Source organism: Lentzea chajnantorensis (genome assembly GCF_054300775.1).
The window spans coordinates 6689631-6712742 of sequence record NZ_JBSDZT010000002.1; the positions used below are offsets into that span (position 1 = coordinate 6689631).

Annotated in this window: 24 protein-coding genes and 1 tRNA gene; 11 read left to right on the top strand and 14 right to left on the bottom strand. The window is 71.7% G+C overall.

Features of this window, described 5'->3' with window-relative positions; genetic code table 11:
* Positions 1–78: 78 nt before the first annotated feature.
* Positions 79–576, bottom strand: coding sequence for a DUF4231 domain-containing protein (locus tag ACVDFE_RS31995; RefSeq protein WP_458433142.1), 498 nt, complete (start codon positions 574–576; stop codon positions 79–81).
* Positions 577–717: 141 nt separating this feature from the next.
* On the opposite strand from ACVDFE_RS31995, the gene ACVDFE_RS32000 reads away from it, so the two are divergent.
* Positions 718–1251: a hypothetical protein gene (locus tag ACVDFE_RS32000; RefSeq protein ID WP_360387879.1), complete on the top strand. Its 534-nt coding sequence runs from the start codon at positions 718–720 to the stop codon at positions 1249–1251.
* Between the two features lie 46 nt (positions 1252–1297).
* On the opposite strand, the gene ACVDFE_RS32005 is transcribed toward ACVDFE_RS32000, so the two are convergent.
* Positions 1298–2701: a DNA-3-methyladenine glycosylase 2 family protein gene (locus ACVDFE_RS32005; RefSeq protein ID WP_458433144.1), complete on the bottom strand. Its 1404-nt coding sequence runs from the start codon at positions 2699–2701 to the stop codon at positions 1298–1300.
* A 122-nt stretch (positions 2702–2823) separates the two neighbouring features.
* On the opposite strand from ACVDFE_RS32005, the gene ACVDFE_RS32010 reads away from it, so the two are divergent.
* The 5 genes from ACVDFE_RS32010 to ACVDFE_RS32030 all read left to right on the top strand — a co-directional run bounded on the left by ACVDFE_RS32010 (position 2824) and on the right by ACVDFE_RS32030 (position 9079).
* Positions 2824–3513: an SGNH/GDSL hydrolase family protein gene (locus ACVDFE_RS32010; protein WP_458433145.1), complete on the top strand. Its 690-nt coding sequence runs from the start codon at positions 2824–2826 to the stop codon at positions 3511–3513.
* A gap of 137 nt (positions 3514–3650) precedes the next feature.
* Positions 3651–5420, top strand: a complete 1770-nt coding sequence (locus ACVDFE_RS32015; RefSeq protein ID WP_360387870.1) for a carbamoyltransferase family protein — start codon at positions 3651–3653, stop codon at positions 5418–5420.
* Positions 5421–5426: 6 nt separating this feature from the next.
* Positions 5427–5705 carry a hypothetical protein gene (locus ACVDFE_RS32020; RefSeq protein WP_360387868.1) on the top strand — a complete coding sequence of 93 codons (279 nt, stop codon included), beginning with the start codon at positions 5427–5429 and terminating at the stop codon, positions 5703–5705.
* Positions 5695–7167: an MmgE/PrpD family protein gene (locus ACVDFE_RS32025; RefSeq protein WP_360387865.1), complete on the top strand. Its 1473-nt coding sequence runs from the start codon at positions 5695–5697 to the stop codon at positions 7165–7167. Before ACVDFE_RS32020 ends, ACVDFE_RS32025 begins: the two co-directional genes overlap by 11 nt.
* A gap of 16 nt (positions 7168–7183) precedes the next feature.
* On the top strand, positions 7184–9079 hold the full coding sequence (locus tag ACVDFE_RS32030) for an HAD-IB family hydrolase (protein ID WP_458433146.1): 1896 nt from the start codon (positions 7184–7186) through the stop codon (positions 9077–9079).
* Here the strand turns inward: ACVDFE_RS32030 and ACVDFE_RS32035 are convergent.
* Positions 9025–9549 carry a methylated-DNA--[protein]-cysteine S-methyltransferase gene (locus ACVDFE_RS32035; protein ID WP_360387858.1) on the bottom strand — a complete coding sequence of 175 codons (525 nt, stop codon included), beginning with the start codon at positions 9547–9549 and terminating at the stop codon, positions 9025–9027. The genes ACVDFE_RS32030 and ACVDFE_RS32035 overlap by 55 nt on opposite strands.
* A complete protein-coding gene (locus ACVDFE_RS32040) occupies positions 9546–9671 on the bottom strand; it encodes a hypothetical protein (RefSeq protein ID WP_360387855.1) in 126 nt (41 codons plus the stop codon). The genes ACVDFE_RS32035 and ACVDFE_RS32040 overlap by 4 nt, the downstream gene beginning before the upstream one ends.
* A gap of 10 nt (positions 9672–9681) precedes the next feature.
* Between ACVDFE_RS32040 and ACVDFE_RS32045 the strand changes: the two genes are divergently transcribed.
* The 5 genes from ACVDFE_RS32045 (at position 9682) to ACVDFE_RS32065 (ending at position 14246) form a co-directional block, all read left to right on the top strand.
* Complete coding sequence (locus tag ACVDFE_RS32045) at positions 9682–11070, top strand: MFS transporter (protein WP_360387852.1); 1389 nt, start codon at positions 9682–9684, stop codon at positions 11068–11070.
* A 46-nt stretch (positions 11071–11116) separates the two neighbouring features.
* Positions 11117–11205 (top strand) — tRNA-OTHER (locus tag ACVDFE_RS32050).
* Positions 11206–11227: 22 nt separating this feature from the next.
* Positions 11228–12118, top strand: coding sequence for a diacylglycerol/lipid kinase family protein (locus ACVDFE_RS32055; protein WP_360387850.1), 891 nt, complete (start codon positions 11228–11230; stop codon positions 12116–12118).
* Positions 12118–13188, top strand: a complete 1071-nt coding sequence (locus ACVDFE_RS32060; protein WP_360387847.1) for a ferritin-like domain-containing protein — start codon at positions 12118–12120, stop codon at positions 13186–13188. Before ACVDFE_RS32055 ends, ACVDFE_RS32060 begins: the two co-directional genes overlap by 1 nt.
* Complete coding sequence (locus ACVDFE_RS32065; RefSeq protein WP_458433147.1) at positions 13188–14246, top strand: Zn-dependent alcohol dehydrogenase; 1059 nt, start codon at positions 13188–13190, stop codon at positions 14244–14246. The genes ACVDFE_RS32060 and ACVDFE_RS32065 overlap by 1 nt, the downstream gene beginning before the upstream one ends.
* 58 nt (positions 14247–14304) lie before the next feature.
* Here the strand turns inward: ACVDFE_RS32065 and ACVDFE_RS32070 are convergent, their stop codons facing one another.
* From ACVDFE_RS32070 to ACVDFE_RS32115, 10 genes are read right to left on the bottom strand one after another with little or no spacing between them, the layout of a single operon-like run.
* Positions 14305–15537: a beta-ketoacyl-[acyl-carrier-protein] synthase family protein gene (locus ACVDFE_RS32070; protein WP_360387842.1), complete on the bottom strand. Its 1233-nt coding sequence runs from the start codon at positions 15535–15537 to the stop codon at positions 14305–14307.
* Positions 15534–15773, bottom strand: a complete 240-nt coding sequence (locus ACVDFE_RS32075) for an acyl carrier protein (protein ID WP_360387840.1) — start codon at positions 15771–15773, stop codon at positions 15534–15536. The genes ACVDFE_RS32070 and ACVDFE_RS32075 overlap by 4 nt, the downstream gene beginning before the upstream one ends.
* A gap of 16 nt (positions 15774–15789) precedes the next feature.
* Entirely contained in the window at positions 15790–17778 is a 1989-nt protein-coding gene (locus tag ACVDFE_RS32080) for a beta-ketoacyl-ACP synthase 3 (RefSeq protein ID WP_458433148.1), read from the bottom strand.
* Positions 17775–18740 (bottom strand): VlmB-like protein, encoded by a 966-nt coding sequence (locus ACVDFE_RS32085; RefSeq protein WP_458433149.1) that lies wholly within the window; start codon positions 18738–18740, stop codon positions 17775–17777. Before ACVDFE_RS32085 ends, ACVDFE_RS32080 begins: the two co-directional genes overlap by 4 nt.
* 2 nt (positions 18741–18742) lie before the next feature.
* Entirely contained in the window at positions 18743–19186 is a 444-nt protein-coding gene (locus tag ACVDFE_RS32090; RefSeq protein ID WP_360387828.1) for a flavin reductase family protein, read from the bottom strand.
* 11 nt (positions 19187–19197) lie between these two features.
* Positions 19198–19674, bottom strand: a complete 477-nt coding sequence (locus tag ACVDFE_RS32095; protein ID WP_360387826.1) for a hypothetical protein — start codon at positions 19672–19674, stop codon at positions 19198–19200.
* The gene (locus ACVDFE_RS32100) at positions 19674–20153 is read right to left on the bottom strand and encodes a type II toxin-antitoxin system RatA family toxin (protein WP_360387823.1); all 480 of its coding nucleotides are present in this window, start codon (positions 20151–20153) and stop codon (positions 19674–19676) included. Before ACVDFE_RS32100 ends, ACVDFE_RS32095 begins: the two co-directional genes overlap by 1 nt.
* Positions 20135–21427, bottom strand: a complete 1293-nt coding sequence (locus ACVDFE_RS32105) for an aspartate aminotransferase family protein (protein ID WP_458433150.1) — start codon at positions 21425–21427, stop codon at positions 20135–20137. Before ACVDFE_RS32105 ends, ACVDFE_RS32100 begins: the two co-directional genes overlap by 19 nt.
* A complete protein-coding gene (locus ACVDFE_RS32110) occupies positions 21424–22566 on the bottom strand; it encodes an acyl-CoA dehydrogenase family protein (protein WP_360387818.1) in 1143 nt (380 codons plus the stop codon). Before ACVDFE_RS32110 ends, ACVDFE_RS32105 begins: the two co-directional genes overlap by 4 nt.
* An 11-nt stretch (positions 22567–22577) precedes the next feature.
* Complete coding sequence (locus tag ACVDFE_RS32115; RefSeq protein WP_458434431.1) at positions 22578–23063, bottom strand: aldehyde dehydrogenase family protein; 486 nt, start codon at positions 23061–23063, stop codon at positions 22578–22580.
* Between the last annotated feature and the right edge of the window lie 49 nt (positions 23064–23112).

Genomic DNA, 23112 nt, shown 5'->3' on the forward strand with positions numbered 1-23112 from the left:
TTCCGCCGCCTACAACGCCGCACGGCCGCTGCTATTCCCGGCCGTCGAGCAACGCGAGGACGACCGCCGGCGATCCCGTCACGACTTGGTGCTCGGGAACGCCATGTCCTTGAAGTAGGTGGTCGCCTCGCGTTCCCGCAGCTCCCCCAGCCGGTCGATGAACGCGGCGGCGTTCTTCTCCTGCACCAGCCGCTGTTCTGGCTCCTCGGTCACCGGGAAGTTGCCCGGCGCGGCCTTCCACTCCAGGTAGGCGGCGGTCACCGCCATCTCGGTGTTGCGCAACAGGATCCACGACTGGTCCCACCGGTAGAACGCGCGCAGCCCGGTCAGGCCCGCGACGAGCACACCGGCGAGCGAGATCAGCCAGCTCTTGCCGGGGTACTCCAGGCTGGTCAGCACGGGCAGCGCCGCGCCGACGAAGATCACCGCGACGCCGCTGAGGCGGTAGAACCGCCGGTGCCAGCGGGCGCGGACGTCGTAGAACGTCCTCAGCCACGCGCCGTACGCGTCCGCCGTCGCCACGACACCGTCGTTCAGCGACGCGATCCGAGCGGGAAACGACGGAATCCGCCTCATCTCCAGGCCCCTCTGAGCATTGTGGCCACACGGTATCCACGACCGAGGCCGGGCCGCTCCCCGGCAACTGCGCGACACCGCTTTCTGATCCTCCACAACGCCTTCACGCTTCGCGCACAACTCGGACCTAGCGTGCGGCACGTGCTGGGGGAACTGGAGCGGTCGCGGGTGGCCGTCGTCGTGCTGGTGGTCGCTGCCGGAACGTCCGCGCTGGTGGCCTGGACGGCCGGGCTGGTGGTGGTCGCCGGCGGGTGGGTCGTCCCGGACTGGGCGGTCACCGGTGCGCTGCTGGTGGCGGCCGGTCTGGTCGTGGTGGTCCGCTGGCGGGGCCGGACCCCGTGGCCGTTCCGGGTGGTCGCCGTGCTGACCGCGCTCGCGACCCTGCTGTCCGGGCTGGGCGACACCCTGGCGACCTACACCGTGCTGCCGCCGGACGGCTGCCGGGTCGTGGTGCGCGAGACGTCGTTCCTGTTCGCGGGCTCCGGTGACGTGTTCCTGACCGGGCCGCTGGGCGTCGGCACCCGCGTCGGCTCCTACCGCACCGACGACGGGTACCTGCCGGTGGCGAGTGGCGACTACTCGTTCCGCTGGGAGTCCGGCACCGGGCGGCTCGGCTTCGCCGGACGTCCTGGCGACCCGGTCCTGAACCTGGAGATCGAGCCGTTGCGCTGCTGACGGCCGCCTCCCCGGACACGGTTCCGGGAACCGCGGCGGGCGGGTGTCAGCGGCCTGCCAGGTGCTGGGCCGCGTACGCCCGCCACGGCCGCCACTGCCCCGTCCGCTGCTCCAGCGCCTCCGCGGACGTCGGCAGCCCCAGCTCCCCCGCCGCCTGCCGGACCCGCGTGTCCACCGCGAACGCGTCGGGGTCGCCCAGCGCCCGCATCGCGATCGTCTCCACGGTGGTGCCGCCCATGCCGGTGAGACCGCCCAGCACCGCGCGGGCCTGCGCCCAGTCGCCGCCGACGCTCAGGTCCACCGCACCGGAGACCAGCGCGCTGGCCACCGAGTGGATCGCGGCCGCCCTGCGCGGTGACACGGGCAGGTCAGCCTCGTGCAGCCGGTCCGGGCTCGGGAACAGGTGCGTGAGCCCGCCGCCCGGGTCCACGACGGGGTCGCCGTGCGCGGCCACCAGCTTCGCCGACGACGAGCCCGCGACGGCGCGCACGGCGAACTCGGCGCCGTCCACGGTGCGCGGCACCCGCCGGCCCGGCACCTTGGCCACGAGCGGCGCGAGCACCGGGTCGCGGCCCAGCAGGTCGTCCACGGCCACCGGGTCCGCGTCGAGGTCGAGCAGGAAGCGGCACCGGCTGATCGCGATCGACAGGTCGCGCAGGTCGGTGAGCGTCAGGCGGCAGCTCACGTGGTCGGGCAGGGCCCGCAGCTCGGCGATGGCGGGGCCGTGCGGCAGCCGCAGGGTGCGGCGGTAGGCGCCGTCGCGCCACTCCTCCACACCGGGCACCGCGGTGGTGACCAGCTGCTCGAACAGCTCGTCCGGCGCCAGCGGGGCGCGGAAGGGCAGCCGCAACGTCAGCGCGCCCGCCGTTCCCACCGGGCTCTTCCTCTTGCCGGCGCGCGCCCGCAGTTCCGTGGGGGACAGGGCGAAGACCTCGCGCACGGTGTCGTTGAACGTCCGCACGCTGGAGAACCCGGCCGCCAGCGCCACCTCAACCATCGGCAGGGCGCTGGTCTCGATCAGCAGCCTGGCCGTCTGCGCCCGCTGGGCCCTGGCCAGCGCCAGCGGACCGGCACCGATCTCGGCGAGCAGCTGCCGCTCGACCTGGCGGGTGCTGTACCCGAGGCGCCGGGCCAGCCCGGGAACGCCCTCGCGGTCGACCACCCCGTCGGCGATCAGCCGCATGGCCCGCGCCACCAGGTCCGCGCGCACGTTCCACGCGGGCGAACCGGGGCTCGCGTCCGGCCGGCACCGCTTGCAGGCGCGGAACCCGGCCTGCTGGGCGGCCGCCGCGCTGGGGTAGAACCGCATGTTCTCCACCTTGGGCGGCACCACCGGGCAGCTGGGCCGGCAGTAGATCTTCGTCGTGACGACGGCGGTGAAGAACCACCCGTCGAACCGGGCGTCCTTGGACCGCACGGCACGAAGGCACCGCTCGCTGTCGTTGTGCACACCACGAGCATCACCCCGGCACCCCGGTGCGGTCTAGCAGGAATGCGACACGGTGATCCGTACGGGTGGTGATGTCGCAAAATCGCCAGACGGACCCCTCACCCGGTGGTGGAGTTGCCCGCATGACCAGTTACGCGCGCGAGGAAGCCGACCCCTACTGCGCCTGGCCCGCCGAGGCCGACCTGCTCGTCCGCGCCACCCCGTGGAAGCGGGTCGTGGTGGTCGGCGACAGCGTGGCCGCGGGCATCCGCGAGCCGCTGGAGGGCTACCGCGACCTCGACGGCACCGGCCGGGTCGCGGACGCCTTCGGCTCCTCGGTGGAGTACCTGAACCTGGGGGTGCGCGACCTGCGCATCGCCGAGGTCCGCGCCACCCAGCTGGAACCGGCGCTGGAGTTCGCACCGGACCTCGCGATCGTGGCGGCGGGCGGCAATGACGTGCTCGGCCGCAAGTTCGACGAGCAGTACGTGGAGACCGAGCTGACCGCCGTCGTCGGACCGCTGGTGGCGCAGGGCGCGCAGCTGGCGATGATCGGCCTGTTCGACCTCGCCCGCTCCGGGCTCGTGCCCGCGGAGCACGCACCGGCGCTGGCCGAGCGGTTCGACCGCTTCGACGCGCTGACCAAGCGCGTCGCGCAGGCGCACGGCGGTGTGCAGTCGGAGAACCACGCGCACCCGCTGGCCGCCGACCCGAGCATCTTCTCCTCCGACCGGATCCACTGCAACGCCCGCGGCCACGCCATCGCCGCGACCACGTTGCTGGAGGCGTTGCTGGTGCTGTGGAAGCGCCAGGACGAGGAGCGCACCGCCTGACCCCGGTGACCGGAGGCCGTACCGGACAACCGGGGGCGCGGCGCTGAAGTTCGGGTCTCAGCCCGTTCTCAGAGCGATGTCAGCGCCCTCGTGTTGCATGAGTCCAGTTCACGGCCGACCGGTAAGGGAGATCAGCAGTGATCGTCGTCGGTTACAACGGATTCACCCGAGGCGCCGAACTCTTCGCCGGCCTCTACGGGGCCACGGGCAGGGACCGCCACAGCATCCTCGGCCACGACGCCGCGGTGGCGCTGATGATCGACGGCGAGCTGGTCGTGGCCGTGGAGGAGGAACGGCTCAACCGGGAGAAGAAGACCTCGGACTTCCCCATCGAGTCCCTGCGCTACTGCCTGGACCAGGCGGGGGTGGCGATCGACCAGGTGGACAGGTTCGCCTTCCCCTGGTCCTTCCCCTCGTCCACGGTCACCACGATGATCAACGCGATCGCCGCCACCGAGCTGCCGGACGCGGCCAAGTTCGACCGGCTGCGCAGGTTCGGCGACCTCCACACCGGAATCCTGAGCCACCAGGCCATCCGGGCCGACCTCGCGGCGAGGACCGGCTTCGACGTGCCGGCGGAGAAGATCGTCACGGTCCCCCACCACCTGGCGCACCTCAGCTGCGGCCGCCACTTCAGCGACGGCGGGGACGCCGCGTTCCTCATCAGCGACGGCCGGGCGGAGATGTGCTCCGCCATCGCAGGCGAGATCCGCGACGGCGAGATCACCGTCTTCGACGACATGACGATCACCGTCACCCACTCGCTCGCGCTGCTGTACGGCGAGATCACCCGCTACCTGGGCTTCATGCCGAACAACGACGAGTACAAGGTGATGGGCCTGTCGGCGTTCGCGGACACCGAGCAGCCCAACCCGCTGATCGAGCACGAGGTCGTGCAGCTGCTGCCGAACGGCCGCTACGCCCTCGCCATCCCGAACGACCCGGCCGGCACCAGGGGCTACTACGCCCTGCTGGACCGGATCTTCGGCGGTTCCGAGGACGTCCGGGAGGAACCGTCCTACCAGGCCAGGGTGGCGCGGGCCGCGCAGGACATGGTGGAGGTCGTGACGGCACACCAGGTCGCGGAGCTCGAACGGCGGACCACCGCGCCGCAGCTGCTGATCGAGGGCGGCCTGGCGCTCAACTGCGTCAACAACACCAAGCTGCTGGAGAACTCCCGGTTCGCCGACGCGCACGTGAGCTTCGGGGCGAGCGACCCCGGCGTCGCGATCGGCGCGGCGGTGTACGCGGGCGGCACCACCACCCGCGATCCCTCCCCCTACCTCGGCCCGCACTACTCCGACGACGAGGTGGAAACCGTTCTGCGGCAGTACACCGACCGCGTCCGCTGGGTCGTGATGGACGACATCGCCGGCGAGACCGCCAAGCTGCTGACGGAGAAGACGGTCATCGGCTGGTTCCACGGCAGGACCGAGTACGGCCCGCGGGCGCTGGGCAACCGCAGCATCCTCGCGAACCCGAGCTTCCCCGACATCAAGGACATCATCAACACCAGGGTGAAGCACCGCGAGCCGTTCCGCCCCTTCGCCCCGATCGTGCTGGAGGACGACGCGGCGAAGGTGTTCGAGCTGGGCAAGAAGAAGTCCTCGCCGTACATGACGTTCGTGTTCCCGGTGAGGCCGGAGTACGTGAGCGTCATCCCCGGTGCCGTGCACGTGGACGGCACGTCGCGCATCCAGACGGTGACCGAGGAGGGCAACCCGCTGCTGGCGGAGCTGCTCGGCCGGTTCACCGAGCTGACCGGCATCCCCTGCCTGGTCAACACCTCGTTCAACGTCGCGGGCGAACCGATCGTGTGCTCCCCGCGCGACGCCGTCGAGTGCTTCCTCAACACCGAGATCGACCACCTGGTGCTCGGCCGGTTCCTGGTCTCGAAACAGGACTGACCCGCCGTGGCCGGGGGGAAGTCGGTGCGGGACATGCTGGAGCACGCGCTCGGCGAGCTCCTGGAGGCAGGCCGCAGGGAGGAAGCACTGGTGGAGGCCAGCATCGCGGCCGTCGAGTGCGCGCTGCGGCTCGTGACGGTCTCCGAGGGGGCGCAGCGGGGCAACCCGAACCTGGTCGAACCCACCAGGGAGGCGCTGGCGTCGGCCAGGGCCTCGGTGGTCGCCACCAGCTGTGCACTGTGGACGATGGACGACGAGCGCAGGGAACGCACGCATGAGCGGTGAGCGCACTCTCGCGACGGAGCTGGCCACCTGGGCCGCCCGGCTGACGTACGCGGACCTCCCCACCCGGATCACCGACTACGCGGTCAGCGCGGTCATCTCGCACCTGGGGGTGCTCCGGGCGGGCATCTCGCACCCGTTGGGGTGGAAGCTGCTGAAGGCGTTCGGCTCACCGCTGGCCGACGACCCGGCACGGGCCGCGCACGTGCTGGCCGGGCTGTCCTCGTGCCTGTACTACGAGGACAGCATGTACGTGGGGCACGTGACGCACTCGACGGTCAACGTGCCGCTGGCCTACCGCAGGCAGTCCGGTCTGGACGGACGCGCGCTGCTCGCCGCCGTGGTGGCGTCGAGCGAGTGCGCCGCGCGGGTCACCGCAGCGGCGGCGCTGGGCACGTTGCGCGGCCAGGGCGCGAGCTACGCGCAGCTGGTCGGCGCGGTGGCCGCGCGCTCCCACGCCCAGGGCGACCCGGTCGAGGCGTGGGTGAACGCGTGGGGCATCGCGCTGAGCGCACCGCCGTGGCCGCTGCGCAGGGCATTCCTGGGCAGCGACGCCAAGGTGCTGTCCGCGGCGGTGCCGGTGCGCATCGCGCTGGACGCCTGCGACGCCGCGGCGGCGGGGCTCACCGGCGCACCGGACCTGTTGGAGCACCCGAACGGGCTGCTGGCCAAGGTCTCCCAGGTCCCCTCGCCCGAGGTGATCACGAGCGGGTTCGGCGAGCGGTGGCACACCGAGACGCTGACGGTGAAGCTGCACCCCGCCGGTGCCTACGTGGACGCCGCGATCGACTGCGCGATGGCGTTGCACGACAAGCTGACCGCGCAGGACGCGGACGACATCGCGGAGGTCGAGGTGCGGGCGGCCGGGCTGACCATCGCCATGGACGCGGACGGCGCGCCGTACCTGGACCGGGAACGTTCGGCGATCATGGCGCTGAACCTCTCCGTCGGGTACAACGTGGCCACCGCGCTGCTCACCGGTGCCGTCACGCCCGCGGACCTGACCGGACCCGCCACCGCGGACCCGCGCCGCTGGGAGCTCGCCGAGCGGACGCGGCTGCGGTTCGACCCGGAGCTGAGCCGCAACCTGCTGCGGGCGACGGCCCCGCTGGGCGAGGCGGTCAGGCAGGCGGGCGAGCGGGCCCGCGGGTGGCTGGCCGACTTCTCCGGTGGCAGGGCCGCGCCACCGCCCGGTCCGCCCAGCACGACCTTCGAGAACGCGACCAAGGCCGTGGGTGCCGTGGTGACCCTCGTCTTCAAGGACGGCCGCAGGCTCACCGAGGGCCGTGCCCACGCCGCCGGCTCGGCCGGCGAGGAGACCAGGCGCGAGCACCGCGCCATGGCACGGGCGAAGCTGCTCGCGACCGGTGTCCCGCAGGAGGTGGCCGACGAGCTCGACCGGCTCCCCGAGCTCGACGCGCGGCAGCTCGACCACCTGATCCGCACCGCACTGACCGCCCACTGAGGAAGGACGTTCCGCCATGGCCGAACACACTCCGCGGTTCGCCTACCCGTTGCTGCGCACGAGTCCCGTGGACCCGCCGGAGGAGTACGCGCAGCTGCGCAGGGAACAACCGGTGTGCCCGGTCTCGCTCGCGACCGGTGACCCCGGCTGGATCGTCACGAGGCACGACGACGCGCGGGTCGTGCTGAACGACCGCCGGTTCAGCCGCGAGGCGGTGTTCCTGCCGGGCGTGCCCAAGGCGCAGCACGTGCTGCCCGACCCGAACAGCATGCTGAGCATGGACCCGCCGCGGCACACGCGGCTCCGCAAGCTCGCCAACCCCACGCTGACCGCGGCGAAGATCGACGCGATGCGCCCGCACCTGCAGAAGGTCACCGACGAGCTGCTGGACGGGCTGGCCGCGCAACCGCAGCCGGCCGACCTGCTGGAGCACCTGGCGCGGCCGCTGGCGCTGCGGATGATCTGCTCGATCCTCGGCGTGCCGTTCGCCGACCACCACCTGTTCGGCGGCTGGACCGACCGGTTCATGTCGCTGACCAAGTACCCCGGCGAGGAGATCGCCAAGGCCAACGCCGACATGCGCGCGTACTTCGCCAAGCTGATCGAGGACAAGCGCGCGGAGCCGGGCGACGACATGATCAGCTCGCTCGTCGCCAAGCACGACAGCGAGGGCGACGAGACGATCACCGAGACCGAGATCGTGAGCCTCGGCGTGCTGCTGCTGCTCGCCGGGCACGACACGACGGTCACCGTGCTCGGTTCGTCGGTGGTGACGCTGGTGCGCAACCCCGACCAGCTCGCGATGCTGCTCGAGGACCCGTCGCTCTACCCCGCCGCGGTCAACGAGATGGTGCGGCTCAACGGGCTGGGCGGCGGCACGTCCATCCGCGTCACGGTCGACGACGTGGAGCTGAGCGGGGTCAAGATCCCCTCGGGGTCGGCGGTGATCGCGTCGGTGGCGTCCGGCTGCCGCGACGAGTCCGTGATCGAGAACCCGGACACCTGCGACATCACCCGCGCCGAGACCACGCAGCTCGGGTTCGGCTTCGGGCCGCACTTCTGCATCGGTGCGAACCTCGCCAAGGCCGAGCTGGAGATCGCGCTGCGCGGCCTGTTCGACCGGTTCCCCGGCCTGCGGGTCGCGGTGCCGCTGGAGGAGCTGCGGTGGAAGGACTACGCCGCGCTCGGCGGGTGGGAGGAGCTCCCCGGTCGCATGGGACTGAGCGCCGCGTTCTTCGACGTCGACGAGACGTTGCTGGCCGTCCGCAGCATGTTCCGCTTCCTGCAGCACCACCGGCCCGACCGGTTCACCGAGGTCACCACCCGGCTGCGCGCGCTCGCCGCGGCCGGGTGGTCGCGGTCCGAGGTGATCGGCGACTACTACCGCGTGTTCGCCGGTGAGGCGGTCGCGGAGCTGGCGGCGGCGGGCAGGGAGTGGTTCTCCGCGTACCCCGACCCGGAGGAGCTGTTCCTGCCCGCCCCGCTGGAGGCGTTCCGGTGGCACCGCGACCGCGGCGACCTCACCGTGCTGGTGTCCGGGTCGTTCGAGGTGTGCCTGGCGCCGATCGCCGCCTGGCTGGGCGCCGACCTCGTGCACGGCACCCGGCTCGCGGTGCGCGACGGGCGCTACACCGGCGAGGTCGTCACGCCGATGATCGGGCCGGACAAGGCCGACGTGGCGAACGCCGTGATGGCGGCGCACGGCCTGGACCCGGCGCTGTGCACCGCCTACGGCGACCACTCGACGGACCTGCCGATGCTGCTGGCCGTCGGCACCGCCGTGGTGGTGGGCGAGGATCCGGTGCTGGTGGAGCAGGCAGCCGCGCGGGGGTGGACGCGGCTGCCTGCCGCGGCTGCTCAGACGCGTTCCATCTCCAGCAACCGCATCTTGCGCGGTAGCCCGCCGCCGTAACCGGTCAACGAGCCGTTCGCGCCCACGACCCGATGACAGGGCAGGATGATCGAGATCGGGTTGCGCCCGTTGGCAGCACCGACCGCGCGTGACGCGGTCGGCTTGCCGATGGCCAGGGCGATCGCGCCGTACGTCGTGGTGACACCGCACGGCACCGTGCTCAGCTCACGCCACACCTCCAGCTGGAAGGGCGTTCCCCGTGGCGCGAGCGGCACGTCGAACACCTTCAGCTCGCCGGCGAAGTACGCGTCCAGCTGGCGTTCCAGCTCCCCGAACAGGCCGGGGTCGCGCACCCAGTCGTCGGCGATCGCCGGCATGTACATCTGGTCCGGCATCATGTAGATGCCGGTGATCGACTCCCCGTCGCCCAGGAGCAGCAGCTCCCCGATGGGCGTGGGGGTGATGGTGAACCTGCGCGGTCCCCCGAGCGGGACCGCGAACTCCACGGGTGGCAGTGGTGCTGACGTCACCTGATCATGGTGGCGCATTCCCCGGCGCTTGACTGGCAGTTTTGCGACACGATCCGCACCGGGTCACGGCCCGGACGGGTGATGTCGCAAAACCGCCAGAGCCGCCCGGCGATCACTGCCATGGTCGACTCCATGACCCGGCCCGGCTTCACCACCGTCGTGCTGCTCGCGTGCGGAGCGACGTTCCTGTCGCTGCTCGACGCGACCATCACGAACCTCGCCATCACCGACCTGCACCGCACCTTCCCCGACGCCTCCGCCACCGACGTCACCTGGGTGATCTCCCTGTACGCGGTGCTGTTCGCGTCGCTGCTCGCACCCGCCGGCCGGCTCGCCGACGTCGTGGGACGGCGTTCGCTGTACACGTTCGGCGTGGGCCTGTTCACCGCGGCGTCGGTGCTGTGCGCCGTCGCCCCGACCCTGCCGGTGCTGCTGATCGCCCGCGGGCTGCAGGGCGTGGGCGCGGCCGCGATGATCCCCGCGTCGCTGGCCGTGGCGCTGGTCGACTCACCGCCGGAACGCCGTGCGGAGGCCATCGGCCTGTGGGCTGCCGCTGCCTCCGCCGCCGCGGCCGCCGGACCCGTGCTGGGCGGCGTGCTGATCGACGCGTTCGGCTGGCGGTCGGTGTTCCTGGTCAACCTGCCGCTGGGCGTCGCGCTGCTGCTCGGCATCCGCAAGACCGAGAAGTCCGCGCGGCACAGCGGAAAGCTGCCCGACCTGCTCGGCACGGCGGTGCTGGCGTGCGGTGTCGGCCTGCTCACCCTGGGCGTGACCGAGGGGCAGACCTGGCGCTGGGACTGGCGGGCGCTCACCGCGCTCGGCGCCGGCGCGGTGCTGCTGGCGGTCGCCATCGTGCGCTCGTGGCGGCACCCGGTGCCCGCGCTCGAGACGAGGCTGTGGCGCACCAGGACGTTCGCGCTGGCCAATGCCGTCTCGCTGTTCTTCGGCGCCTCGCTGTACGCGTGGCTGCTGATCGGCGCGCTGGTGCTGGTGAACGTCTGGCACATCTCGTGGCTGGTCGCCGGTCTGGTGATGAGCCCCGGCGCGGTGGTGTCCGCGATCGTGGCCGCCCGCGTCGGCAAGGTGCTGAGCAAGCGCAACCCGCGGCTGGTGGTGTCGGTCGGCGCCCTGCTGGTCGTGGCCGCCGGGGTGTGGCTCTACCTCGGGCTCTCCGCAGAGCCTCAGCTGTGGTCCCTGTGGCTGCCGGTGGGCCTGGTGGCCGGGCTCGGCATGGGCGCGGTGAGCACCGGTGTGTCGAGCGCGGCGGCGTTGTCCGTGCAGCCGACCCAGTTCGCCGGCGCGACCGGGCTGAACATGGCCGTGCGGCAGATCGGCGGGGCGCTGGGCATCGCCGCGCTGGCCGCGATCCTGCCGGTCGAGGTGTCGTCCGATCCCGTCCCGCACGGCCACGTGGCGCTCTTCTGCTGCGTGACGGCCGCGATCGCGGGTCTGATCAGCCTCGGCCTGTCCATCCACACCGGTGCGCCGGCACCGCGCGCGGAGACCGCGCTGAAGCGGTGATCTCAGTGGAATGTAAGGACCTTCTGGCAGCATCGGTGTCGAACGAGGAGAGATTTCCGTAGTGGCCCAACGGAGGTCGGGCTCGCCCGATCGAGGCCCCCGTGGCTTCCGCAGGTTCGAATCCTGCTCTCTCCGCTGACAGCGAAGGGACCCCCGCATGCCGGTGATCATCACCAATCCCGTTGCCGGACAGGGTGGTCGGTCCCTCGCAGACGAGGTCGCCGGTACGTTCGCCACGGCGGACGTGCTGGTCACCGAGTACCCGGGACACGCGGAGGAGCTCGCCACCAAGGCGGCCGCCGACGGCGCCGACCTCGTCGTCGCGGTCGGCGGTGACGGCACCGTGCGCGAGGTCGCCTCCGGGCTCGTCCGGGCGGCCGGCGAGGCGCCACCGCTGCGGATCGTGCCCGCGGGCACCGGCAACTCCACCTACCGCGAGCTCTGGTCGGACCTGCCGTGGCGGGAGGCGCTGCGGGCGCCGTCGCGGGTCGCCCGGCTCGACGTGGGCTGGGTGCTGGAGACCGACCGCTACTTCCTGCTCGGCGCGTGCACCGGTCTGGTCGCGCAGGCGCTCGTGAGCGCCGCGCGGCTGACGCAGCACCACGGCCGTGAGCGCTACCAGCGGGCCGTCGCCGAGACCATCGCCACCTTCACGCCCTACCCGGGCCGGGTGCTCGTCGACGACCGGCTGGTGCACGACGGCACCGTGGTGCTGGCCAACGTCGGCGGCGGCCGGTTCCGCGGCGGCCGGTTCATGGTGCTCCCCCACTCCCTGCTCGACGACGGGCTGCTCGACGTCTGCGTCGTGAGCGGTGAGCTCGACCCGAAGGCGCTGCCCGGCCTGACCGCCGACGGCAGCCACGTCCACCGTCCCGAGGTGACCTACGTCCGCGGCCGCCGGTTCGTGCTCGAACGCACCGACGGCGAGCCGCTGGTGTTCGAGCACGACGGCGAGCTGCAGACCACGCCCGAGTCGCGGTACACGATCGAGGTCGTGCCCGGCGCGCTGCCCGTGGTCGTCCCCTCCGAACCTGTGGAGAGTTCCTGATGGACAGCACGAACTGGACGTTCCCCGCGGCCGGCGACACCTACTTCAGCTGGGACTACGACTCCGGCCGCGAACGGCTGCTGAGCCTGTACCAGAAGGGCAAGGACAAGCAGTGGGACAGCGTCAAGCGGATCGACTGGGACATCGAGGTCGACCCGTACGACGTGCTCGGCACACCGGAGAACACGCTGGCGCTGTACGGGTCGCGGCAGTACGAGAAGCTGAACGACCAGGAGCGCAAGGTGATGCGCCAGCACATGGCGTCGTGGGAGTTCAGCCAGTTCCTGCACGGTGAGCAGGGCGCGATGATCACCTCGGCGCGGATCGTGCAGTCGGTGCCCGACATCGACGCCAAGTTCTACGCCGCCACGCAGGTGATGGACGAGGCGCGGCACGCGGAGGTGTTCTCCAAGTTCCTCGACGAGAAGATCGGGCTGACCTACCCGATCAACCCGCACCTCAAGTCGTTGCTGGAGGACGCGCTCAACGACTCCCGCTGGGACATGCCCTACCTGGGCATGCAGGTGCTGATCGAGGGGCTCGCGCTGGCCGCGTTCGGCATCCTGCGGGACAAGACGAACAAGCCGCTGCCCAAGCAGATCCTCGCGTACGTCATGCAGGACGAGGCGCGGCACGTGGCGTTCGGCCGGCTCGCGCTGAAGGACTACTACGCCGAGCTGTCGGCGAAGGAACGGGCCGAGCGCGAGGAGTTCGTCATCGAGGGCTGCTACCTGATGCGCGACCGGCTGCGCATGCAGGAGGTGTGGGAGAACCTCGGGTTCGACATGGCCGAGTGCATGGAGCTGATGAACAAGGGCCCGCGCATGCGCGCCTTCCGGTCGTTGCTGTTCGCGCGGATCGTGCCGTGCGTGCGCGACATCGGCCTGTGGGGCCCTGCCGTGCAGAAGGCCTACGACGACATGGGCGTGCTGGACATGGCGAACAAGGACCTGCTGAAGCTCATGGCGGCCGACGAGGACCAGGCAGAGCAGCTCGACCGGGAACGCCGGGAGCTCCAGGAGCGCCAGGCCGAGATCGACGAGACCATCTCGATGGCGGCGGCCGACTGATGCGCGTGCTGGCCGCGGTCACCACCGGTGGCCCGCTGAGCGTGGAGAAGATCTCGCTGCGCGCCCCCGGTCCCGGCGAGGTGCGGGTCCGCCTGACCGCCGCCGGTGTCTGCCACTCGGACCTGTCGCTGGCGCAGCGGACGCTGCCGCACCCGTTGCCCGCCGTGCTGGGGCACGAGGGCACCGGCGTGGTGGCCGAGGTGGGACCGGACGTCACCGGTGTGCGGGTGGGCGACCACGTGGTGCTGAGCTGGCGGCCGGCCTGCCGGTCGTGCCGCTGGTGCCTGCGCGGTCAGCCCTTCCTGTGCACCCGCGGGGACGAGGCGTCACGCCGCCCGCTGGGCACGTGGCAGGACGAACCGGTGTACCCCGGTCTCGGGGTGGCCGCGTTCGCCGAGCAGACCGTGGTGCCCGCCGAGGCCGTGGTCGTGGTGCCGTCCGACCTCCCGCCGGAGACCGCCGCCCTGCTGGGGTGCGCGGCGCTCACGGCGTACGGGGCGGTGCGGCGCAGCGCGCGGGTCGCGCCCGGTGACTCGGTCGCCGTGATCGGCACCGGTGGTGTCGGGCTCATCGCGGTGCAGGCGGCCAGGTTGAGCGGTGCCGAGCGGATCATCGCGGTCGACGCCTCACCGGCCAAGGAGTCCGCCGCCCGCGCCTGCGGTGCCACGGACTTCCTCCTGGCCGGCGAGTCGGCCCGGTCGCTCGTGGACGGCGGTGTCGACCACGCCATCGAGTGCGTGGGCAGCGCGGAGACGATCCGGCAGGCGTGGGACATGACCCGCCGCGGCGGTGTCACCACGGTCGTCGGTGCGGGCGGGAAGAGCCAGCAGGTCACCTTCTCCGCGCTGGAGCTGTTCCACTCCGCGCGCACGCTCGTCGGCTGCCTGCACGGCAACACCGATCCCGCTCGCGACCTGCCGGAGCTGCTGGAGCACGTCCGGGCCGGCGCGATCGACCTCGACGTCGTGGTGACCGACCGGATTCCGCTGGAACGGGTCGGTGAGGCGTTCGAGCGGATGGAGGCCCGCACCGGCGGGCGTTCGCTGATCGTCTGGTAGCCCCTCTGGGCGCCACCCGACTGGTCCTGGTCGTTCCCGACGACCAGGACCAGTCGCGTCAGGGGCGGGTGAGCACCAGCACGGCGTTCTGGCCGCCGAACCCGAACGAGTTGCTGACCGCCACGTCGACCGTCGCCTCCCTGGCGATCTTCGCGACGACGTCCACCTCGATCTCGGGCGCGATGTTGTCGAGGTTCGCGGTGGGCGGGATGAGCCGGTCGCGCACGGTCAGCGCCGTCGCCACCGCCTCGATCGCCCCCGCTGCGCCCAGGGCGTGGCCGACGACGCCCTTGATGGACGTGACGGCCGGCCGGTCCCCCAGCACGCGGCGGATCATCCTGGCCTCGGCGACGTCGTTCAACGGCGTCGAGGTGCCGTGCGCGTTGACGTGGTCGACCTCGCCAGCACCGATCTGCGCGTCCCGCAACGCCGCGAGCACCGCCAGTTCGGCACCGGCGCCGTCCGGGTCGGGCGCGGTCGGGTGGTGCGCGTCGGCCGAGGCGCCGTACCCGCTGACGCACGCGTGGATGCGCGCGCCGCGGGCACGGGCGTCCGCGACCCGTTCCAGCACCAGCACCGCCGCGCCCTCCGCCGGCACGAAGCCGTCCCGGTCGACGTCGAACGGCCGGGACGCCACGTCCATCTCGTCCCCGCGCGCCGACAGCGCGCCCATCTGGCTGAACCCGGAGATGATCGACGGCACCAGGCACGCCTCGGTGCCGCCGGTGATCACCACGTCGCACCTGTCGTTGCGCAACAGGTCCCTGGCCACACCGACGGCGGTGGTGCCGGAAGCGCACGCCGTGGCGGTCACCAGGCTGGGTCCCTTCGCCCCGCACTGGATCGCGACGTAGCCGGCGGACATGTTCATCGACAGCATCGGGATGAGCATCGGCGACACCTCCAGCGGACCGTTGTCGCGCAGGACGTTGTGCTGCTTCTCCCATGCCGCGGCGCCGCCGATGCCGTTGCCCAGCACCACCGCCACCCGCTCGCCGTTCCACCGCGCCGGGTCGAGACCGGAGTCCGCCAGCGCCTCGGCCGCGGCGGCCATGGCCATCTGGGTGCTGCGGTCCAGCCGCCACGCGGTGCGCTTGCCGAGGGCCGCGATCGCGTCGAAACCGTCGGCCTGGCAACCGAAGTCCGCCGGGGTGCCCGCGAGCGCGGGCACCTTCGTGGCGGCGGTCGCCGAGCCGAGCAGGATGCGTTCCCACGCGGCGGCCGCGCCGACTCCGGCGGACGTCACCAGCCCGACCCCGGTGATCGCGGCGTCGAACCGGCCGGGCGTCACACCTTCACGCCCTTGCCCACGATCAGCTCCGCGGTCTGGGCGATGGTGAAGTCGGGGCTGACCTCGTCGTCGGCGATCTCGACGCCGAACTCCTTCTGCACCACCAGCACGAGCTCGACCAGGCCGAGCGAGTCGACCTCGAGCTCGTTGAACGTGTGGTGCGGCTGGATCTCGTCCTCCTCCATGCCCATCACGTCCATCAGCATCTTGACCAGCCGGTCGTAGACGTCGTTCATCTGCGTTTCCTTCCACTCAGGTCAGGGACAGGTCCGGCCAGCGCAACGCGCAGGCGCCCCAGGCGAGTCCGCCGCCGAAACCGGTCAGCAGCACGCGGGTGCCCGGCGCGAGCCGCGCGTCGGAGAGGGCGAGCGGGATCGACGCGGCGGCGGTGTTGCCGACCCGGTCGAGGTGCACGGCGCACCGGTCGCGGGACACGCCGAGCTGGCCCGCGACGGCGTGGATGATGCGCAGGTTCGCCTGGTGCGCCACCAGGACGTCCGGTTCGGCCCAGCCGGCGGTCCGCAGGGCGGTGCGCGCCGACTCGGTCATGCGTTCGACCGCGTGCCGGAACACCGCGCTGCCGCGCATCCGGAAGTACGGGTCGGTGCCGAACGGGTCGCGCGCGCCGCCGGACGGGATGGTGATCATGTCGTGGCCGGTGCCGTCGCTGCCGAGCTGCACGGGGCCGAGCGCGCCCAGCTCGTCCGGCTCGCCCGCCCGCAGCACGACCGCTCCCGCGCCGTCACCGAAGATGACCCGCGTGCTGCGGTCGGCGGGGTCGAGGATGCGCGAGTAGGTCTCCGCGCCGATCAGCAGGACCCGCTCCGCGGCCCCGGACGCGATCAGCCCCGCGCTGATGCCGAGCCCGTACAGGAAACCCGTGCACACGGCCTGGACGTCGAACGCCGGCACGGTGCCGAGCCCGAGCCGCGCCGACACCAGCGGTGCCGTCGCCGGGCACCGCTGGTCGGGTGTCGTCGTGGCGAGCACGACGGCGTCCACGGACGCGGCACCCGCCGACTTCAACGCCCGCGCACCGGCCTCGACGGCCAGGTCGGACGTCGCGAGGGACGGGTCGGCGACGTGCCTGCTGCGGATGCCGGTCCTGGTCGTGATCCACTCGTCGGAGGTGTCCAGCTCGGCGGCCAGGTCGTCGTTGGTCACGACCGCGGGTGGCAACCAGGCGCCGAGGCCGCACAGGACGGCGGTCACACCTTCCCCCAGATCGCGGACGTCGTCGCTGACCTCGCCCAGGTAGTCGGAGACCTCCAGGTACGAGCGGGCCAGCGACACCTCGACGTAGGGCAGTCCCTGGCGCAGGCAGAAATCCTTCACCAGCGGCTGGGCGCGGTGCAGGTTGCTGCGCGGCATCGACGGGAACAGGTGGTGCTCGATCTGGTAGTTCAGCCCGCCGTAGAAGAAGTTCGTGACCCGGCTCGGCAGCATGTTGCGCGAGGTCACCACCTGGCGGGTCAGCCAGTCGAGCTCCTCGGACTCGCCGTCGCGCACGGGCAGGCCCTTGTGGTTGGGCGCGAACAGCAACCCCATGTAGAAGCCGAAGAGCGCCTGGTGCACCACGATGAACGCGACCGCCTTCAGCGGCGACATCACCAGGAACACGGCCACGAGGTACACGACCAGGTGCAGCGTGATGACGACGAGCTCCGCGTTGCGGTACCTGGTCAGCGCGCCCTTGCTGGCGGCGACGTAGCCGGACAGGTGCAGCCGCACGCCCTCCATCATGATCAGCACGTAGAACATCCACGACTGGTGGCGCACCACGAACCGGGAGAACGCGCTGGTGCGGCTGGCGCTCTGGCTCTTGTCGAAGATCACCTGCCTGCGCAGGATGTCCGGGTCGAGCGAGAGGTGGTTCGGGAAGTTGTGGTGCTTGGTGTGGTGCCCGACCCACCAGCCGAAGCTGACGCCGGTGAGCACGTTGCCGTGCACGTAGCCGATCACCTCGTTCGGCGTCTTGGTGCGGAAGATCTGCCGGTGGCCGGCGTCGTGGCCGATGAGGTCGGTCTGCGCGAAGCAGAACGCCAGGTAGACCGCGACCGCGAGCTGCCACCACGAGTCGCCGACGAGCACGAACGCCACCCAGCCCGCCGCGAGCAGCACCAGGTTCGAGATGATCTTGATCGTGTAGTAGACGGGCCGGGAGTCCATCAGCCCGGCTTGCTTGACGATCCTGGTGATCTCGGCCAGCGCGGTCGGCGGCTGGCTCTTGATCGAGGTCATGCCGTTCCTCCCTCCAGTCCCATGTAGGCGAGCCGGACGCGCTGCATCTGGTCGGTCCACTCGTGCGCGGTGCCGACCCGTTCCTCGACGGTGGTGTCGGCGAGCCGCCTGCCCGGCCAGATCTCGTAGTCGCCGAGCAGGTGCCCGTGCAGGCGGATGCCCTCCTGGAACAAGGACTCGCGGCGCACCAGCATGTCCTCGGTCGGCAGCTTCGCCCACAGCTCGTAGCCGTGCTGCATCAGCTCCAGCACGCGTCCCCTGGCCTCGGGGTTGTGCTGCAGGTAGTCGCGGGCGATGGCGCTGCCGACGGTGAGGTGGCGGATCTCGTCGATGCCCGCGCCGCGTTCGATCTCCGCGGCGGCCGGGTCGAAGACGCGCCACTTGCGCTCGCTCAGCTCGGCCGCCGGCGCCAGCACGCCCTCGACCAGCACGGTCAGCACGACCACGCCGCCGATGAAGTCGCCCTCGTCGCGCAGCACCCGCAGGCCGAGCTCCTCCAGCGGCACGAGGATGCGGTCGCGGTCGGTCTCGGCGAGCCGGTCGATGGTGGACCACAGGTCCTGCGCGGCGACGCCCAGCTCCAGCAGGTGGTTGCGGAACACCATGGCGTGCCGCGCCTCGTCCATCAGCTGGGTGGCGTAGAACTCCATGGACGCGTTGTCCGGTGCGAGCGCCACCAGGTAGGAGATCGCCCGCGTGGCCTTCTCCTCCGCGATGGAGCGGAACGCGAGCTCCTGGGTGAGCGCGTCGTTGAGCGGGCCGGGTTGCGCGGTGACGTCGAGCGGCACCACGTCCGGCGCGTGCCCGAGCACGTGACCGCGCAACGTTCCCTGCGGCACGTTGCCGAACCAGTACTTCAGGTCGCAGGTCTCGGCCGTGAGGTCGAGGCTCATCGCGCCGTCGACGAGCGAGGGAGCGTTCTCCCAGTCGGCCTCGGCGGGAATCGTCGTGCGGTCGGACACCGTCAGCTCCTCGGGTCGGTTCGAAAGGTGTTCGAGAGCGGGGCACCCGCACCGAGCTCGGCGCGCAGCACGCGGCCCAGCACGAGGACGTGGTCACCGGTGGGCACCACCCGGTCGACCGTGCACTCCAGCCAGCCCGCCGCGTCGGCCAGCAGCGGCACCTCGGTGCCCTCCCGCCACACCTCCGGCTGCCCGCGTCCCCTGGTCGCGCTGGCGAAGTAGCGGGCGAGGTCGGCCTGCCCCTCCGCGAGCCGGTTGACGGCGAACCGCCCGGCCGCCAGCAGGGCGGCGAGGCCGCGGCTGCCCGAGCGCAGCGCGAACGACACCATCGGCGGGTCGACCGAGGCGAGGGCGAGCGTGCTGACCGTGACGCCGTGGACGGACGGCCCGGTGCCGCAGCTGAGCACCGCGACACCGTTGGTGAAGTGCCGGCTGAACCTGGGCACCGTGCCGACGCTCACCGCGTGCCCACCAGCTCGGTCACCCCGCGGTCGGCGGCGTCGAGCTCGGCGCGGAACCGCAGCCACGCCGGGTGGGCGACCGGTTCGAACGACAGCACGAACGGCTTGAGCAGGTTGCCGAACAGCGCGCGGTCGCCGAAGAGGTGGATCGGCAGGGCGAGCAACGCCCACTCCGGTCCGATGAGGACGATCCACGCGATGGCGACGAGTCCCTGCGTCACCAGGCTGTGCATGGTGTTGTAGAGGACGTAGTAGACCTTGGGGATCTTCTTGTCGGCGCTGCGGTGGTAGGCGACCGCCCCCGGCAGGTAGCCGATCAGGTCGATGTAGAGGAACAACCCGATCGCGGGCAGCCAGCGCACCTCGCCGATGTGCCAGAAGAACAGCACGACGGCGACGACGAGACCGAGCCCGTACTCCGCGCGCAGCAGGTTGTACGTGGTGCGGGTGGTGAACGTGTTCTTGGCGTCCATCACCGCACCCCCGCCGCGAGTGCGAGGGCGGCGTCGTCGCCCACCACGTCCACCCGGTCGAACAGGCCGGCCACCGCGCGGACGATGGTCTCCTTCAGCACCCGCTCGGCGATCGGGTCGAGCAGTCCGGCGAGGCTCGGGATGCCGAAGTCGAACCCGGCCGTGAACGCGACGGCGCTGCCGGTGCCGTGCGGTGTCACCACCCAGGTGCCCGCGAACTCGGCGAAGTCGCCTTCGAGCTGCTCGAACGTGATCGTCAGCGCGTCCGCGTCGAACCGGTCGACCTCGGTCCAGCGCAGGATGCCGTTGCGGAAGAAGACCTCCCAGTCGCTGTGGTCCTCGCCGGGGCCGACGGGCCGGACGCTGACCGAGCGCACGACGTCGATCAGGTCCGGGTACGCGGCGAAGTCGGAGATCCGCTCGAACGTGGTCGCCGGGCCGACGTCGGCGACGAGGATCGTCACCTGCGCGTCACGCATGGGTCTGCACCCCTTCCGGGTATCGGGCGGCCTGCACCGCGCACGCGCGGTCCAGCGCCTCGTAGAGGAAGTCGAAGCTCGTCGCGGGTCAGCACCGCGGGCGGCGTCAGGCGCAGGACGAGGTGGGAGTTGAGCGAGTGGTTGGCGATCACGCCGTGCTCGACGAGCTCGATCAGCAGGTCGCCGGCGAGACCGGGTTCGGTGAACTCGACGCCCATCAGCAGGCCGCGGCCGCGCACCTCGCGCACCAGGTCGCCGAAGTGGGCGTGCACGATCCTGCGCACCTGCCCGAGGATCTCCTCGCCGAGCACGCGGGACCGTTCGACGAGGTTGTCCTCCTGGATCGCCTCGATCGCGCCGCGGGCCGCCGCCATCGCCAGCGGCACACCGGAGAACGTCGAGGTGTGCAGGAACGGGTCGCGGTCGAGCGCGCGGAACGCCCGTGCGGTGGCGACGACGGCGGCGACCGGGACGACACCGCCGCTGAGCCCCTTGCCGACGAGCAGCAGGTCCGGCGTGACGCCCTCGGTGTCGACGCCCCACCACGAGCCGAGCCGGCCGAGACCGGTCTGGATCTCGTCGACCACGAGCATCGCACCGTGCGCGCGGCAGGAGTCCGCGACCGCCCGCAGGTAACCCGGCGGTGGCAGCACCACCCCGGCTTCGCCCTGCACCGGTTCGACGAACACGCAGGCCTCACCCGGCATCGTCGCGAGCAGCGCGTCGAGGGCCTCGGCGTCGCCGTACGGGACGTGCGAGGTGCCGGGCAGCAGCGGCAGGAACGGTTGCTGGAACACGTCCTTGCCGGTGAGGCTCAGCGCGCCCATGGTCTTGCCGTGGTAGCCGGACCCCATCGCGACCAGCCGCCGCTTGCCGTTCGTGCGGGCGATCTTGATGGCGGTCTCGACGGCCTCGGCGCCGGCACCGGAGAAGTGCACGCGTTCCAGTCCCGGCGGTGAGACGGACACCAGGGCGTCGGCCGCGAGCGCCGCCTGCGGTTCGAGGAAGATCCGCGTCGACACCGGGTGCCTGCTGAGCTGCGCGAGCACGTGCCGCAGCACCGTCGGGTGCCGCGCGCCCATCAGGAACACGCCGTAGCCGCCGCAGTTGAGGAACCGGCGGCCCTCCTGCGTGGTGACCCAGGCGCCCTGCGAGCCCACCTCGACGTGCCCGCCGAACATCTCGCCGAGCGTCGCGCGGCCCTTGCTGAGCCTGGACCGGTACAGCCGGCCGAGTGCCTCGCGGTCGGGCGTGGCGGTGTCCAGCACGCTCATGACCCACTTCCCAGTCGCAGCGGCTGCCCGCCGACGTGTGCGAGGAACGGAACGGTGAAGCTGCCGCGCGAGGGCGGGTGGAACGCGAGCGCGTGCGTGACCGCGGCCAGGTAGGCGACCTCGGGCGAGGAGATGAACGCCATGCCGCCCAGCAGCTCGACCGCGCGGTTCACGGTGTCGGTCAGCGCGTCCTGCGCGGCGTACCTGGCGACGAGCGTCTTGCCCAGTGCGACGTCGTCCACCTCACCGGCCATGATCATCCTGGCCATGCCCTCCAGCAGCAGCGTCGCGGACTCCAGCCGCAGCACCACCGCCGCCCGGTCGGACTCGCTGCCCTTGGCCGCGGCGAACACGCGTTCCACCAGCGCGCTCGCCATGCCGAGGTAGGACGAGGAGATCAGCAGCTCGAACCAGATGAAGCCGATGGTCTGCAGGTCGTCCAGCTCGTCGCGGGCCGCGTCGGTGCGCATCAGCAGCTGCTCGTCGGCGAACACGTCGGTGAGCCGGATCTCGTCGCTCTCCGCACCGGCGAGCGCCCAGCTCGACCAGAACGGGTGCACCGTGATGCCCTCGCTCTGGCGGGGCAGCAGCAGCACCGCCATCTCCTGCTGACCGTCGTCGCCGGTCACCGACACGCTGGCGGTCAGCAGGTCGAACGACCGGGACAGGCTGCACGGCTTCTTCGAGCCGTTGATGAGGTACCCGCCCTCGGCCTTGACCGCGGACATCGTCGGCGTGAGGATGCCCTGCCCCGGCTTGCCCTCGGCGAACCCGGAGGCCACCAGCAGGCGTTGCGTGGCAACGCCTTCCAGCAGCGCCCACTCCATCCCGCTCGACTTCACGCTCTCCGCCAGGGTGAACAGCGTCGCCACGGAGAAGTGGTGCATGGTCGTGGCGACCGCCAGCGAGGGCGCGCGGGAGGCCAGGGCGCGGGTGACGGCCATGGCCTGCAACGGGTCCGCGCCGGCGCCCGCGTACGCCCGGGGGATCACCAGCCCCGGCCCGCCGGCCGCGCGGAAGAGCGCGATGGCGGAGGACTCCGGTCCTTCCAGCTCATCGAGCTCCAGCGCGGCGAGCTGGTCCTGCAGGCCGGGGAGGAACGCCTCGCACGTCTCGCGAGCGGCGTCCAGTGCACGCATGGGTGGTCCCTTCAGTTCGCCGTGCCCAGTGCCGCCTGCCACGCGCCGAAGATCGCGTCCCTCGGACGGATGCCGGTGGCGATGCTGACACCCTGCAGGTGGGAGGTGCGCAGGATCGGGTAGTTGGCCTCGCCGAACACGCCGCCGGTGAGCCCGGTGCCGCCGTGGGTCGGGAGGTAGGGCAGGAAGCCGATGTGCGAGTCGTTGACCTTGAGCAAGCCACCGCCGTTGATCCGGTCGACGAACCGTTCGACGACCTCGGGGTCGTTGGCCCACACCGAGTTCCGCAGCCCGTACCGGTTGCTGTTGACGAAGTCGACGAACCGGTCGAGCAGCACCTCGTCGCTCGCGGGCTCGGCCACGACCAGCGGCAGCAGCGGGAAGAACGTCTCCTCGCGCACCGCGTCGACCTCGCGGGCGCCCTCCAGTCCGCGCACGAGCACCACCGTCGGTTCCAGGAAGACGCCGTTGGGGTCCCTGGTCTCGTCGGTCTGCATCGCGTACCCGCCGCACACGCAGCTCGGCGCCCTTGTCGAGCGCGTCGGC

Excerpts from the sequence above, each read along its gene's own strand:
- ACVDFE_RS31995 (WP_458433142.1), bottom strand. The coding sequence starts at position 576 with ATGAGGCGGATTCCGTCGTTTCCCGCTCGGATCGCGTCGCTGAACGAC.
- ACVDFE_RS32010 (WP_458433145.1), top strand. The coding sequence starts at position 2,824 with ATGACCAGTTACGCGCGCGAGGAAGCCGACCCCTACTGCGCCTGGCCC.
- ACVDFE_RS32025 (WP_360387865.1), top strand. The coding sequence starts at position 5,695 with ATGAGCGGTGAGCGCACTCTCGCGACGGAGCTGGCCACCTGGGCCGCC.
- ACVDFE_RS32030 (WP_458433146.1), top strand. The coding sequence starts at position 7,184 with ATGGCCGAACACACTCCGCGGTTCGCCTACCCGTTGCTGCGCACGAGT.
- ACVDFE_RS32040 (WP_360387855.1), bottom strand. The coding sequence starts at position 9,671 with ATGGCAGTGATCGCCGGGCGGCTCTGGCGGTTTTGCGACATCACCCGT.
- ACVDFE_RS32045 (WP_360387852.1), top strand. The coding sequence starts at position 9,682 with ATGACCCGGCCCGGCTTCACCACCGTCGTGCTGCTCGCGTGCGGAGCG.
- ACVDFE_RS32055 (WP_360387850.1), top strand. The coding sequence starts at position 11,228 with ATGCCGGTGATCATCACCAATCCCGTTGCCGGACAGGGTGGTCGGTCC.
- ACVDFE_RS32060 (WP_360387847.1), top strand. The coding sequence starts at position 12,118 with ATGGACAGCACGAACTGGACGTTCCCCGCGGCCGGCGACACCTACTTC.
- ACVDFE_RS32065 (WP_458433147.1), top strand. The coding sequence starts at position 13,188 with ATGCGCGTGCTGGCCGCGGTCACCACCGGTGGCCCGCTGAGCGTGGAG.
- ACVDFE_RS32075 (WP_360387840.1), bottom strand. The coding sequence starts at position 15,773 with ATGAACGACGTCTACGACCGGCTGGTCAAGATGCTGATGGACGTGATG.
- ACVDFE_RS32080 (WP_458433148.1), bottom strand. The coding sequence starts at position 17,778 with ATGACCTCGATCAAGAGCCAGCCGCCGACCGCGCTGGCCGAGATCACC.
- ACVDFE_RS32095 (WP_360387826.1), bottom strand. The coding sequence starts at position 19,674 with ATGGACGCCAAGAACACGTTCACCACCCGCACCACGTACAACCTGCTG.
- ACVDFE_RS32100 (WP_360387823.1), bottom strand. The coding sequence starts at position 20,153 with ATGCGTGACGCGCAGGTGACGATCCTCGTCGCCGACGTCGGCCCGGCG.
- ACVDFE_RS32105 (WP_458433150.1), bottom strand. The coding sequence starts at position 21,427 with ATGAGCGTGCTGGACACCGCCACGCCCGACCGCGAGGCACTCGGCCGG.
- ACVDFE_RS32110 (WP_360387818.1), bottom strand. The coding sequence starts at position 22,566 with ATGCGTGCACTGGACGCCGCTCGCGAGACGTGCGAGGCGTTCCTCCCC.
- ACVDFE_RS32115 (WP_458434431.1), bottom strand. The coding sequence starts at position 23,063 with ATGCAGACCGACGAGACCAGGGACCCCAACGGCGTCTTCCTGGAACCG.